This window comes from Synechococcus sp. LA31 (assembly GCF_018502385.1).
Classification (GTDB): Bacteria; Cyanobacteriota; Cyanobacteriia; order PCC-6307; family Cyanobiaceae; genus Vulcanococcus.
Window position 1 is genome coordinate 1,612,971 of the sequence record NZ_CP075523.1, and the last position, 13,888, is coordinate 1,626,858.

Consider the following 13,888-nt stretch of genomic DNA (forward strand, 5'->3'; position numbering starts at 1 on the left):
GCCAGACCACACCGGACAGCCGACTAACTTGGTGCCGCCTCGGCAGCTCCAGATGACCAGCGGCGTGCAGCAGATCCCGCTTGATCAGCCTTTTCTTGACCAGAAGCCTGGCACCTCTGGCCTGCGCAAAAGCAGTCGCCAATTTGAAACCCCTCACTATCTGGAGAGCTTCATTGAAGCGATCCTGCAAACCGTGCCGGGCAGCGTGGGCGGAACGCTCGTCGTGGGTGGCGACGGACGGTATGGCAATCGTCGCGCCATCAGCGTGATCGCACGCATGGCCGCAGCCCACGGCGTGGCCAGGATCATCACCACCACAGGTGGCATCCTCTCCACGCCAGCAGCCTCCAACCTGATCCGCCAGCGGCAGGCCACCGCCGGAATCATCCTGTCGGCCAGCCACAACCCTGGAGGCCCCGAGGGTGACTTCGGCGTGAAGGTGAATGGCTCCAACGGCGGGCCTGCCCCGGAATCCCTCACCAACGCCATCTACGCCTGCAGCCAAAGCCTCAACGGCTATCGCATCCACGATGAGGTCACTCTGGATCTCGACACACCAGGGCAGCACAGCATCGGCAACCTGCAGATCGAGGTGATCGATGGGGTGGAGGACTACGTCGCCCTGATGCAAAAGCTGTTCGACTTCGATCTGATCCGCGATCTGCTGAGCAACAACTTCCCGATCGCGTTTGACGCGATGCATGCCGTAACCGGACCCTATGCCAAGCGGCTCCTGGAGGAACTGCTGGGAGCACCCGCCGGCAGCGTGCACAATGCGGCGCCCCTGGAGGATTTCGGCGGCGGCCACCCCGACCCCAACCTCACCTACGCCCATGAGCTGGCTGAGTTGTTGATGGGCAGCGACGCCTACCGCTTCGGCGCCGCCTGTGACGGCGACGGCGATCGCAACATGATTCTGGGAACTCGCTGCTTCGTTAACCCCAGCGACAGCCTGGCGGTACTCACCGCCAACGCAACCGTGGTGCCGGGTTACGCCTCAGGCCTAGCCGGGGTCGCCCGCTCCATGCCCACCAGCGCAGCCGCTGATGTGGTGGCCAAAGAGCTCGGCATTCCCTGCTTCGAAACCCCCACCGGCTGGAAATTCTTCGGCAACTTGCTGGATGCGGGCCGGATCACGCTCTGCGGAGAAGAAAGCTTCGGCACCGGCTCCGATCACATCCGCGAGAAAGACGGCCTCTGGGCGGTGCTGTTCTGGCTCAACATCCTGGCCAAGCGGCGAGAGCCGGTGGCGCAGATCATGGCGGAGCACTGGGGCCGCTTCGGCCGCCACTACTACTCCCGCCACGACTACGAAGCCATCGCCAGCGACGCCGCGCATGGTTTGTACAACCGCGTGAAGGACATGCTGCCTTCGCTCGTGGGCCAAAGCTTCGCTGGGCGCACGATCGCCACCGCCGACGACTTCGCCTACACCGATCCGGTGGATGGCTCAATCACCACTGGCCAGGGCCTGCGTCTGTTGCTTGATGACGGCAGCCGCGTGGTGCTGCGGCTCTCGGGCACCGGCACCCAGGGCGCAACCCTGCGGGTGTATCTGGAGAGTTACGTGCCCCCCAGCGGCAATCTGGAGCAAGATCCCCAGGTCGCCCTCGGCGATCTGATTCGAGCCATCGATGCATTAGCGGAAATCAAAAGCCGCACAGGCATGGATCACCCCACCGTGATCACCTGATGCCGCGGCGGCGGCGGTGATAGTCAGCTTCGGGGCTACTGACCTGAAGCTGACGGACCGACTCAATGGCAAATGCTGCAAGCGCTCCAGATGCAACCAGGATTCCGTAGAAAGCCTGGAGACGCGTCAGCGGCAGATCCGCGGGAGTGTTGAGCATGATGCGGTGCATCAACGCCGCCACAACACTCCCAAGGGTCGCCCCGAAACCCATCGCAGCCAGCACTTTCAGGGGATCAAAGCTGCCACGCGCAGGTTTTGAACGGGATGGGAAGCGCATCAGATCAGCTCAGACTGGGCCTGCCGTTGGGTTCATCATTGAAACGAGCAATCAGGCTCTTCATCACCACATAAAACACAGGCACCACAAACAACGACAGCACGGTGGCAATCAGTAAGCCACCAAACACCACAGCACCAAGCGATGCTTGGCTGCGGGCACCTGCGCCACTGGCGAACACCAGAGGAATAAAGCCAAACAGCGAGGAAATCGCTGTCATCAAGATCGGCCGAAACCTTGAGCTAGCTGCAAACCGCGCTGCATTGAGGGCGGAATCACCTGCGGCCATACGCTGATTGGCGAGGTCAACGATCAAGATGCCGTTACCAGCAGCAAGGCCAATCAGCATCACCAAGCCCACTTGGGCGTAAACATTCAGCACCTCACCGCGCAAAGCCAGGAAGATCAGGGCACCAAGCATCGCGGTTGGTACCGTCATCAGGATGATCAGCGGATCGCTATAGCTCTCATACTGGGCAGCCAGCACCAGATAAACAGCCAAGATGCCGAGGGCAAAAATCACCACCGCCAAAGCACCGGCTTTCACTTCCTCACGAGAGATACCCGTCCAATCGAAACCAAGCCCCTGAGCATCCTGGCGAGCAAACAGGCGCTTCATCGCCTGAATCGCTTGCCCAGAACTCTTGCCAGCAGCAGGGCTTCCCTCAATTTTGATTGATCGGTAGAGGTTGAAGTGAGGCACCACACTGGGTCCAACAACCTGCTCCACCGTGAAAAATTCAGCCAGCGGAATCTGTTGCTCGCCGCTGCGATCCTTCACGTAGAGGGCCGCGAGCTGCTCGGGAGTCGCCCGACTGTCAGGCTGAGCCTGCACATACACACGGCGCACTTTTCCTTCCTGGAAGGTGTCATTCACATAAAGGCCTCCGAAGTTCACGCTGAACGACTGCATCGCTGCACCGAAATCAACATTGAGAGCCGCCATGCGATCGCGATCAACCTTGATCTCAATCTGCGGCGACTCTGGCGAGAAGAGGGTGTAAACGCGCTGCAGAGCTGAATCAGCATTGGCGGCCTGAATGATCTGCAGGGCGTTGGCATTAAATGCAGGCAGGTCATAAGCCCCGCCACTCTGATCGAGCAACTGGAATTCAAAGCCGCCACCGGTGCCGTAGCCAGGGATCGCGGGGGGTTCCACCACGAAGGTGCGAGCACCAACCACATCCGCCGCCAATTTGCGGTTTAAGCGCTCCACGATCGCCGACATGCTCTGATCGGCCTGGCGGCGCTCTGACCAGTTGCGGGTTCCAAAGAAGAAGAGACCCTTGTTGGGGCTATTGCCATCCAGGCTGGCACCGCTGAACACGGAGGCGGCAGTGATATCAGGCTCACTGCGCAACACTTCAGCCACCTGGCGATTGATCCGCTCAGTGACCTGAGTTGACACACCTTCAGGAGCCTGCACAAACCCGATGGCATAACCCTGATCTTCGATCGGGACAAAACCACCTGGGATCAGCTGGAAGGCGATGGCTGTGAGCAGAACACCACCGGCCAGGCCTCCCATCACCAGGCGCCTCTGATCCAAAGCCCAGGCCAGGGCAGCGGCGTAGCGCTGCTCAACGAGGGTATAAAAACGATTGAACCGAGTGAAGATCTGCGGTGTACTCCAGCCCAACGCCAAACCAACCGCCGGGTAGAGCAACACGGGCAGAACATTGGTTACACCCACCAACACCAGCCCGCTGATCGCACCACCAGCTGCCATCGGCAACGTGAGCGATCTGGAGCTGATCCGGCTGAGCACCAAGCCCAAGGCAGCCGCCACCGCAAAGGGAAGGAGCACCAAGACAGCGCCACCACCGATCACCAACAGCCCATAGATGAATCCAATCACGCTGCCGGCAACCGCATAGCCGCGGCGACTCGGCGGCTCCGACTCCCGGCCCAGCAGCAACGCAGAGAGCATGGGTGAGAACGTGAGGGCGTTGAAGGTTGAGATCGCGATCGAAAAAATCACAGTTGCAGCAAACTGCTTGTAGATCGTGCCCGTGGCACCGGGGAAGAACAACACCGGCAGAAACACAGCGAACTTCACCAGGGAGGTGGCAATCACCGCCGAGAAGAGCTCATCCATGGTGGATTTCGCAGCCTGAAGCGCACTCATTCCCTGCGCTTTCTTGGCCGACGTATCTTCAATCACCGTAATAGCATCGTCCACCACCAGGCCTGTGGCCAGCACCAAACCAAAGAGCGTGAGCTGATTGAGGGAGAAGCCAAACCCGAGCACCAGGGCAAACGTCCCCACCAGCGCCACCGGGATAGCGATTCCAGGCACCAAGGTGGCTTTCCAGTTCTGTAGAAACAAGAACAGGATCAGAACCACCAGCACCACAGCATCCCGCAGGGAATTCACCACGCCCTGAATGGAGGCCGAGATGAAATCGGTGTTGTCGTAGATCTTTTCCATCTTCATGCCCACCGGCATCGTCTCAGCGAAGTCGGCCAGCACCTGTTTCACGCCATTAGACACCTCCAGAGCATTGCTGCCGCTGAGCTGATAAACGGCAAGCCCCACAGACGCAACGCCCTCTTTATCGGTGGCACTCACCGCATAGGTCTCACCGCCTAGCTCAACGCGACCCACATCGCGCAGCCGCACAAGACCGCCATCCTCGGTGGTGCGAACAATCAGATTTTCGAATTCTTCAACGCTGCGCAGACGCCCCTGAAGCTGAACCGTAAAGGTGTATTCCTGGCCCTCTGGCGAGGGTTCACCACCCACCTGACCAGCAGGCACAAGACGGTTCTGACTCGTGAGCTGACTGACAACGTCTGTAGAGCTAAGGCTGTAGGCCGTGAGCTTTTCAGGGTCAAGCCAAAGACGGAACGCCAGCTTGCGGTTACCGAAATAGGTGAGATCACCAACCCCCTTCACGCGCTTGATGGAATCGGTGAGGTTGAGATCCAACAGGCCACTGATCGTTTCAGCGCTGTAGGAAATCTGATCAGGATCTGCACTACCAAAGTTATAGACCAACAGGATTGAGTTGGAGGCTTTATTCACCGAGACCCCGGCCTTCCTCACTTCCTCAGGCAGTTGCGGCTCAGCCAGGGCGACCCTGTTCTGCACATTCACCTGGTTGATATCACCATCGGTACCACTGTTAAAAGCCACACTGATCGAGCTCACACCATCAGCCGAGCTCGACGATGTGATGAAATCCATATTTTCAACGCCATTGATCTGCTGCTCGAGCACGCTTGTAACGCCCTGCTCCACAGATACAGCATCAGCACCGGTGTAGGTGGCACGCACTTTCACAGTGGGTGGTGCAATGTCCGGCAGGTTTTCAACAGGCAGAATCGGTATCGCAATCAGTCCTGCGATCACGATCAACAGGCTGCACACCGTTGTCAGCACCGGTCTGGTGATGAATTGGTTAGAAGCAGACATGCAGGAACCTCAGTTCGCCACGGCAACAGGCATGCCGTGGCGCAGTTTGAGCAAATTGGTGGTGATCACCATCTGCCCAGAACGCAAGCCAGAGAGCACTGGGTAGCGGTTGTCTTGGATCGAGCCCAGCGTCACCGGTGTCTGCAGGGCAAAGCGCGTCCCTGCCGGCAGTCGTCGCAACTTCTCAATCGGGGCCTGCCCGGGCTGGGCCTCCAGGTCTTGAAGGCTGCCCACCCGCCAGACAAAACTCTGACCCGAGGTCTGCCGTACAGCCACAAACGGAACCGATGGCTGCTCACGGCTGTCCAGCAGCAAACGTGTACGCAAACGCTGCCCATTGCGCAACACACCACCTGGGTTCGGCAGCAGAGCTTTGACCAACAAAGCCTGATTGCCGGCAGTCACCGTGGGATCAACGGAACTCACGCGGGTGTCAGCCAATACCTTGGTGGTGCCCGGCAGGCTCAGCTGCACAGGCAACCCCACACGAATCCGCTCGGCGTAGGTGGAGGGCACTTCAACGCGCGCCAGCAGCGTGTTGTTTTTGATCAGCTTGGTGAACGGATCGCCTGCCCGCAGCACGTCCCCGATCTTCACCTGCACATCCGCCACCACACCAGGCAACGGCGAGCGCAGGTTGCTGTAGGCGAGATCGGCCTGCCTGGCGATCACCGCCTCTCGAGCTGAGATGTACTGCGCCTTGAATTCATCGCGCTGCTGAGCGGTGGCCGCTCCTTGTGGCACAAGAAATTCATAGCGCTGCCAGTTGAGCTTTGCCTTCTGTTCCTGAGCTTTCAGATCAGCTAATTCAGCACGGATCTGCTCCTGATCAAGCACGAGCAACAATTGGCCCGCCTTCACCACATCGCCTTGCGAGATCGGTAACTGCTGGATGCGCCCGGATGCCTGGGCTGCCAGCTGTACCAGCTCGTAGGCCTCCAAGGTGCTCACCGTGTCGATCGCATCACTGAAGGGAGCCATCGACACCGCCGCCAACTTCACGGCCAGGGGCTCAGGCGGGGAGGGCCTCAGCCCACACCCCGTCATGAGAATCAAACTCCCCAGACTCAGAAGAACAGAAGAGCTGTGGTGCCAGGTGCGGGATCTCAGTTGAATGATCAGGCCTCCTCAGGTTGTGCAGAGCCGAACCAGCGCTCCTCAAGGTGTTTGATCACCACATAGAAGGGAGGCACTACACCCAATGAGAGAACCGTAGCCACGACAAGGCCACCAAAGATCACGGTGCCGAGCGACTGCTGGCTTTGTGCACCGGCTCCATTGGCCACAACCAAGGGCAGGAAACCGGCCAGCGCTGCAATCGCCGTCATCAAGATGGGACGCAGCCTTGATTCAGCCGAAGCCACCACGGCCTCGGCAGCAGACATGCCGCCCTCAAGATGCTGCTCAGCCACCTCCACAATCAAAATGCCATTTTTTGCGGCGAGACCGATCAGCGTAACCAATCCCACCTGAGCGTAGATATTGAGATCAATCGAACGGATCGCCAAGAATGCCAAGGCACCCAACATGGCCAATGGCACCGTCATCAGAATGATCACTGGCGTCACATAGCTCTCGTATTGAGCTGAAAGCACCAGATACACAATCAAAATGCCCAAACCAAACACCAAGACGCTGGCACTACCAGCGGAGAGCTGAAGCGCAGCCAATCCTGTGAAGGCGTATCCGATATTGGTGAAATCCTGCTTCTGGAACAGGTTCTGAATGGCAGCAAGAGCCTGTCCGGAGCTTTTCCCAACAGCCTGAGCACCTTGAATTAATACCGTGCGATAGAGATTGTAATGACTGATAATCGGGGGCGCGCTGTTGAGATTAGCTTCAGCAAACTGAGAAACCTGCACTAAATCACCGTCTCGGCTTTTCACGTAGTAACTAAGAATATCTTCAACCTCAGCGCGTTGTTCGTCAACAGACTGCACGTACACATTGCGAACCTGACCATTCTCATAGGTGAGGCCGGTGTAGCTCCCCCCAGCCAGAGCCGCGATGGTGCTCATCGCTTCGGAGTAATCCACATTGAGAGCCCCCATCAACGAGCGATCCACCTTGAGATCAAAAGCGGGTGCACTGGGAATGAACTGGGTGTAGAGCGAGGAGAATTCACCACTGGCCTGCCCCGCCCCGATCAAGGTTTTGGCTTGGTCATTCAGCTGGTTAAAGGAGTAATTGCCGCTGAGGTCGTTGAACTGGAAATAGAAACCACCTTGTGCGGAGAAGCCAGGCACAGCAGGTGGTTGGCCAATCACTGCCAAGCCTGTATCAAGCTGAGAGAGCTTTGCATTGAGCCGATCGGCAACCGCGAAAGAGCTATTGGCCTGACCAGTGCGATCAGCTAGAGGCTTCAGGCCCACCATGATCGTGCCCTGATCAGGGCTGGAGCCGTTGAAGCCATAGCCGCTGATCACCGCGGCAGAGAGCACATCATCTTCTTGTTTGAGGATGCCGGCGATCTGCTCACCCATCTTCTGGGTTTGGCTGAGTGACGCGCCGTTCTGGAGCTGATAGATCCCCAAGATGTAGCCCTGATCTTCATCGGGAATGAAGGCTTGAGGCAAGGCTGTAAAGGCCAAGACTGTGAGCACAATCCCACCACCAAGGCCGGCCATCACGTAACGCCGCTTGGTAATCAGAGCCTGAACCAAACGTGCATAACCCGCTTGCAACTTGGCAAAAAAGGCGTTGAAGCGATCAAAAATCAGCGGCAGGTTGGCGCCGGCTAGGCCACCCAGCACCACACCGAGCAGGTAAGTCCAATTGCCAAAGGAGGCGGAACTGAAGCGTCCGAAGGCGAGACCCACCACCACACCAGCCACAGGCCAAGCCCAGCCGCGCGGTTGCGGAGGAGTGCCGCTGCGCAGGATCAAGCCTGAAAGCATGGGCGAAAAGGTGAGCGCGTTGAAAGCCGAAATGGCAATTGAAAACGCGATTGTGAGTGCAAATTGCTGATAGATGATGCCGATACTTCCCGGGTAAAACGCCACGGGAACAAACACCGCCATCAGCACCAAAGCTGTCGCAACAAGAGCACCAAACAGCTCCCCCATACAGGCCAAAGCCGCCTGCCGCGGCTTCATACCAGCTTCAATATTCTTCGATACAGCTTCGATCACTACGATCGCGTCATCCACCACAAGGCCTGTGGCCAACACCAACCCGAGCAGCGTGAGTTGATTGATCGAGAATCCAAACACCTTGATAAAGGCGAAGGTGCCGATCAGAGAGATCGGGATGGCCAAGCTCGGCACCACAGTGGCGCGCCAGTTCTGCAGGAACAGAAACAGGATCAACAACACCAACACAATCGCCAGGCCGAGGGCATCCACCACCCCCTCAACAGATGACTCAATGAATTGGCCAATGTTGTAGACCTGATCAACCGTGACACCAGGGGGGACCTGCGCGGCAAACGAGGTCATCTCCTGAACAACAGCATCGGCAACATCGAGAGCGTTGCTATCGGGTGTTTGGAAAACGGCAACCGTAATAGCAGGGTGGTTGTCGGTATTAACCGCAGATGTGGTGTAGTTATTAAAGCCATAGGACACATCACCAACATCACTGAGCAACAACACATTGCCCGAAGGACTGCGACCAACAATCAGCTTGTTGAATGCCTCAATCGACATCAAGTTGCCATTATCTTCAACGAGCAGCGGGTAGGTATACATCTGATCGCCAGCAGCCGGAGGTCCACCCACTAGACCGCCAATCGCCGTGCTGTTCTGAGATTTAACTGCATTGATCACATCCGTTGCAGTTAGCTTGTTGGCGGCGAGCTTCACTGGATCAACATTGAGCCAGTAAGCGGGATTGGTGCCACCCAAGATGTTCACATTGGCAACACCAGGCACACGCTCCAACGGGTAGTAAAGCTGCTCGTAAACCAAGCCATTGAGGTACGCCGCATCAAATTGACCGTCTCTCGAAGAAACCTGGTAGGCAAGCAAAATCGATGGGGTGCTCTGCTGAACTGAAACACCAGTTGCCGACACCTGAGCCGGCAACTGGGGCATCGCCAGGGAAACCCGGTTTTGAACGTTAACCTGGTCAATATCGATATCAGTGGTCTCATCGAAATAGACCTGGATAATGCTCTGCCCCTCCATGTTGCTCGTGGAGGAAATGTAGGAAGCCCCAGGCACACCATTGATTTGCTGCTCCAGGGGATTGGTAACAGCCTGCTCCGTCACCAGTGAATTGGCACCGCTGTAGTTGGCGGTAACCTGAATCAGTGGCGGGGCAATATTGGGGAGATTCGCAATCGGCAGGGTGGGGATTGCAATCACGCCCACCAAAACGATCAAGATGCTGCAAACGGTGGTCAGAACCGGCCGCTTGATGAAATTATCGGAAAACGACATGGCGGATCTCAGTTCGCGGCGGCACTAGACGATGACACGGGCTTCACCGGCATCCCAGACCTCAGCAAAGCCGTGTTACTCGTGACCACGCGATCACCGCTTTGAAGCCCGGAAAGAACTGGATAGCTATTGCCCTGCAGTGGCCCCAGCTTCACGGCCGTTTGAACCACGATGGGCGTAGAGGGTGGCAGCTTCTCCAGTTTCTGCTTCTGCGTATCCGGAATCTGGCTGGATGCCTTGATCTGAGGAAGCGCCTGAGAGAGGGTCACCAGGCGATAGACAAATGGTTGCTGGGCTTGCATCAACACCGAAGAAACCGGCACGGCAAGCTCGCGAGTGGAGCCGGTGATGATTTTGTTCTTCACGTATTGGCCTGTTTTCAAACGGCCGGTGAGATTGGGAAAGGTTGCTTTCACCAACACGGTGTTGGGCGACTTATCTGTGCCACTGAATCCGAAGTAGGGAGAAATAAACACCACCTTGCCTTGACCTGTCACCGGTGGATTGGTCTGCGTCGTGAGCTGCACCGTCTGACCCAGGGCAACCCGTGTGACCTGCGTCGCCGGCACATCCATCAGCGTCCAGAGGGTGGAGTTATCCACAATTCCCGTGATGGCCTGGCCCTGGCGCACGTAATCGCCCAACTTCACCGTATCGAGGTCGCCGATGACGCCATCAATCGGTGCCGTAACGTATTTGTAGCCAAGGGTTGCAGCATTGGCCTTCACCTGATCGCGGCTCTGAATCGCCTTCGTAACGTAATAATCCCGATCGCGGGTGGAAACAGCACCCTGCTGATTGAGAAAGACGTATCGTTCAGCGTTGAGAAAATCCTTGCGAGCTTCCGCCTTGCTGGCATCGAGGCTCGCCGTCTGCTGCACGTTGTCGAGCACGATGATCGGGTCGCCGGCTTTCACCCGCTGCCCCTGGGTGGCAAGAATTTTTACGACCCGGCCATCGGTTTCCGGCCGAAGGGCCACGTCCGTCGTGGAACTGAGCTGGCTCACCACATCGATCGATGGGTTGAACTGAGCCTCAGCGACCGTGGCCACCTGCACCGACAACATCTTCGTGGCTGGAGGCTTGCCCCCACAGGCTGCGAGCAGCAGTAAGGGCAAGGGGAAAGCGAGGAGGCCGCGCCGCACAACACGTCAGTCAGTGCTGCGCAAGTTAGCGGGTTCCGCTGAAAATCCCATGCAACCGGCATCGGATGATGCCTTGAACACCACAATGGCGTGAGCGATCTGTTCAGCCACCGCGGCGAGCAGCTGCGCCAAAACCTGGCCCCCTTAGCCGATCGGCTGCGCCCACGCAGCCTCGACGACTTTCAAGGCCAGGAGGAGATCCTCGGACAGGGACGTCTGCTGCGCCGTGCCATCACGGCTGATCGCGTTGGCAACCTGATCCTTTACGGCCCACCAGGCGTCGGCAAGACAACCTTGGCGCGGATTATTGCCGCCACAACCCGCGCCCACTTCAGCAGCCTCAATGCCGTGCTGGCCGGCGTGAAAGACCTGCGCACCGAAGTGGATGAGGCGCGACGGCGCCTCGAGCAGCACGGGCTCCGCACCCTGCTGTTCATCGATGAGGTGCACCGTTTCAACAGTGCCCAACAGGACGCGCTGCTGCCCTGGGTTGAAAACGGCACGGTGACCCTGATCGGGGCCACCACCGAAAACCCATTTTTTGAGGTGAACAAAGCGCTGGTGAGTCGCTCGCGCCTGTTCCGTCTGCAGCCGCTGGAGCCACGCCATCTCCATCAATTACTGCAGCGGGCCCTGCGCGATCCCGAACGCGGCTACGGCAACCGGCAAGTGGCGATCAGCCCAGAGGCAGCGAACCATCTGGTTGATGTGGCGGGCGGCGACGCCCGCAGCCTGCTCAATGCCCTGGAACTGGCGGTGGAAACCACCGAGCCCGGAGCCGATGGCACCATCACGATCACGTTGGCCATCGCCGAGGAGTCGATCCAGCAACGCGCCGTGCTTTACGACAAGCAAGGTGACGCCCACTTCGACACGATCAGTGCCTTCATCAAATCGTTGCGGGGCAGCGATCCCGATGCGGCCCTGTTCTGGCTGGCGCGGATGGTGGAGGCCGGCGAGAACCCGCGCTTCATTTTCCGCCGCATGCTCATCTCCGCCGGGGAAGACATCGGCCTGGCAGATCCCCAGGCGATGGTGGTAGTGGAAGCCTGCGCAGCCGCTTTCGAGCGGGTGGGCCTACCGGAGGGGCTCTACCCCCTCGCTCAAGCGGCTCTTTACCTGGCCAGCACCGAGAAAAGCAACAGCCTGCTCGGCTTCTTCGATGCACTGAAAAGCGTGAAGGCCACCAGTCGCCAGCAGGTGCCCGCCCACCTGCGCGATGCCAACCGCGACGGCAAAGCCTTTGGTGATGGTGTGGGCTATCGCTACCCCCATGCCTATGCGGAGCACTGGGTAGCCCAGCAATACCTCCCCACTGGCCTGCAGGGCCAGGTGTTCTGGCAACCAGGGCGCCTTGGATGGGAAGGACAACGGCGCCAACAGCTGCAGCACCGCCGCGCGGCCCAGCTGGCTGCAGCCGCTGAACATGAGGCCGAGCTGGGCGAGGTGCTCAGCAGCAGCCCGGATGACCCAGCCCTGGAGCGCTGGTTGCAGCGCCAACTCGGCAGTGAAGGAGAGCGACTGGATCAGCTGCGCCAACGGCTATGGGATCAGGCCGCCTGGCAGCGCCACGACCGTGTGCTGATTCTTGAGGCCCGCTCTCTGCTCTGGGCCCTTGACCCACTGGAGCAAACACCCGAGGGCGGCGTGGTGATTCAAGTGAGCGATCGCGCCGATGCCGAGCGCTTGCAGGGACAGCTACGCGTGCTCGACGACCTGCGCCAACCCCAAGTGATCCCCACCGATGTCCTGCAGTTGGCCGGGGCACTCGCCCCCGGCAGCCAGTTCGAATGGATTGCAGCGCGCCACCCGTTCCGTGATCTCACTAGCGAACAGTTGGCAGCGGCGGTGACCCACTTAGAGCAGCTGGCGGCGCCGGGGGCCCAGCTGCGGCTGCTGTTCAGCCAACCCCAACTGGGGCCAGCCGCTGCCCTGCTGAGCATCAAGGCCCTACCGGAGCCCCTACGCACACTGCTCGGGCCGGTGCCAGCCCATGAAACCGACTGGCTAGCGCCGCAGCCCAACCCAGAGCAGCTGAGCGCTTTACTGCGCCAACAGGGCTGGGAGCTCAGCTGGCAGCAATGGAGTGAGCCTCTCGAGCTCAGCTTGAACTCAGGCCTGATCGAGCGCTGGCTCGGAGCGCATGCGCCTTACCGCCGGCAATTGAGCCGAGTGCTCAAACCAGCCCAGTTGAAGCTGCTGGAGCAAGAGCTGCACAACCTGGTGGGTTGCCGCCTGCCCCAGCAGCTTGAGCATCAACTGCTCTTAGCTCACCACAGACCGCGTACGGCCGGGGCAGGTTGGGCAGGCGCTGGGGCCTCAGCGGTGTAGGCCGCAATGCAGGCGGGTGTGTTCATGTACCAGCTCAACAGTGAAGTAGCCCGCTGACTGTTGGATGCATCATTCACATCGCACACCTTCATTGAGCCCTGCAGACGCTGATCGGTGGGAAGATTCGACATCATCCCGTAGCTGGACAGCTTGCCGTCAGCTGAATCGAGAATGATGGCACTGCGCACAGCTTGCAAGCTGTGGCTTTGGCTGTAATAAGGGGTGTAATTGTTCTGCTGAATGCTCTCAGACAGAAACTGCTCACCCTTTTCGGAATAGAGGAAGCGAGCCACAGCGGCCACGTCCACGTCGTATTCCTTCTGCAGTCCGGCCTGCAGTTCATCGGGGGACCAACCGGAGAGATCTTTCAGATCCTTGGGCACCGGGTTGTCGATCACCTCAGTGCCGCCTAGGGGCAGCAGGGTGTTGGAGCGCACGAAACCCATGCTCACGGCACGGGCGGTCTGAGTGGGCAGCCCCGATTGGATGAAGGTGGGCGCGCCGTAGCGCACGCCAGCCTGATCGGAATTGATGGTGGTGGGCCCTTGGGGAATGGCCTGGGCCGAGAGGCCTGCAAGCAGGACACCAGCGCCAGCCAAGGGGAGGAGAACCTTGCGCATGGTTGTGCAGAAGATGACTCTC

At 59.0% G+C, this 13,888-nt stretch carries 8 protein-coding genes; 2 read left to right on the top strand and 6 right to left on the bottom strand.

Annotated features, from left to right (window positions below; all coding sequences use genetic code 11):
* Positions 1-52: 52 nt before the first annotated feature.
* Entirely contained in the window at positions 53-1,693 is a 1,641-nt protein-coding gene (locus KJJ24_RS08745) for an alpha-D-glucose phosphate-specific phosphoglucomutase (RefSeq protein WP_214338100.1), read from the top strand.
* On the opposite strand, the gene KJJ24_RS08750 is transcribed toward KJJ24_RS08745, so the two are convergent.
* From KJJ24_RS08750 to KJJ24_RS08770, 5 genes are all read right to left on the bottom strand, one after another.
* Complete coding sequence (locus tag KJJ24_RS08750; RefSeq protein ID WP_250544542.1) at positions 1,686-1,970, bottom strand: hypothetical protein; 285 nt, start codon at positions 1,968-1,970, stop codon at positions 1,686-1,688. The genes KJJ24_RS08745 and KJJ24_RS08750 overlap by 8 nt on opposite strands.
* 4 nt (positions 1,971-1,974) lie before the next feature.
* On the bottom strand, positions 1,975-5,388 hold the full coding sequence (locus KJJ24_RS08755) for an efflux RND transporter permease subunit (RefSeq protein WP_214338102.1): 3,414 nt from the start codon (positions 5,386-5,388) through the stop codon (positions 1,975-1,977).
* Positions 5,389-5,397: 9 nt separating this feature from the next.
* Entirely contained in the window at positions 5,398-6,390 is a 993-nt protein-coding gene (locus tag KJJ24_RS08760) for an efflux RND transporter periplasmic adaptor subunit (protein ID WP_371811713.1), read from the bottom strand.
* A gap of 116 nt (positions 6,391-6,506) precedes the next feature.
* Positions 6,507-9,770 carry an efflux RND transporter permease subunit gene (locus tag KJJ24_RS08765; protein WP_214338104.1) on the bottom strand — a complete coding sequence of 1,088 codons (3,264 nt, stop codon included), beginning with the start codon at positions 9,768-9,770 and terminating at the stop codon, positions 6,507-6,509.
* 8 nt (positions 9,771-9,778) lie between these two features.
* Positions 9,779-10,837 (bottom strand): efflux RND transporter periplasmic adaptor subunit, encoded by a 1,059-nt coding sequence (locus KJJ24_RS08770; RefSeq protein ID WP_214338106.1) that lies wholly within the window; start codon positions 10,835-10,837, stop codon positions 9,779-9,781.
* Positions 10,838-11,005: 168 nt separating this feature from the next.
* Between KJJ24_RS08770 and KJJ24_RS08775 the strand changes: the two genes are divergently transcribed.
* Entirely contained in the window at positions 11,006-13,246 is a 2,241-nt protein-coding gene (locus tag KJJ24_RS08775) for an AAA family ATPase (protein WP_214338108.1), read from the top strand.
* On the opposite strand, the gene KJJ24_RS08780 is transcribed toward KJJ24_RS08775, so the two are convergent.
* The gene (locus KJJ24_RS08780; RefSeq protein WP_214338110.1) at positions 13,186-13,866 is read right to left on the bottom strand and encodes an alpha/beta hydrolase; all 681 of its coding nucleotides are present in this window, start codon (positions 13,864-13,866) and stop codon (positions 13,186-13,188) included. The two genes, KJJ24_RS08775 and KJJ24_RS08780, sit on opposite strands and share 61 nt — an antisense overlap.
* Between the last annotated feature and the right edge of the window lie 22 nt (positions 13,867-13,888).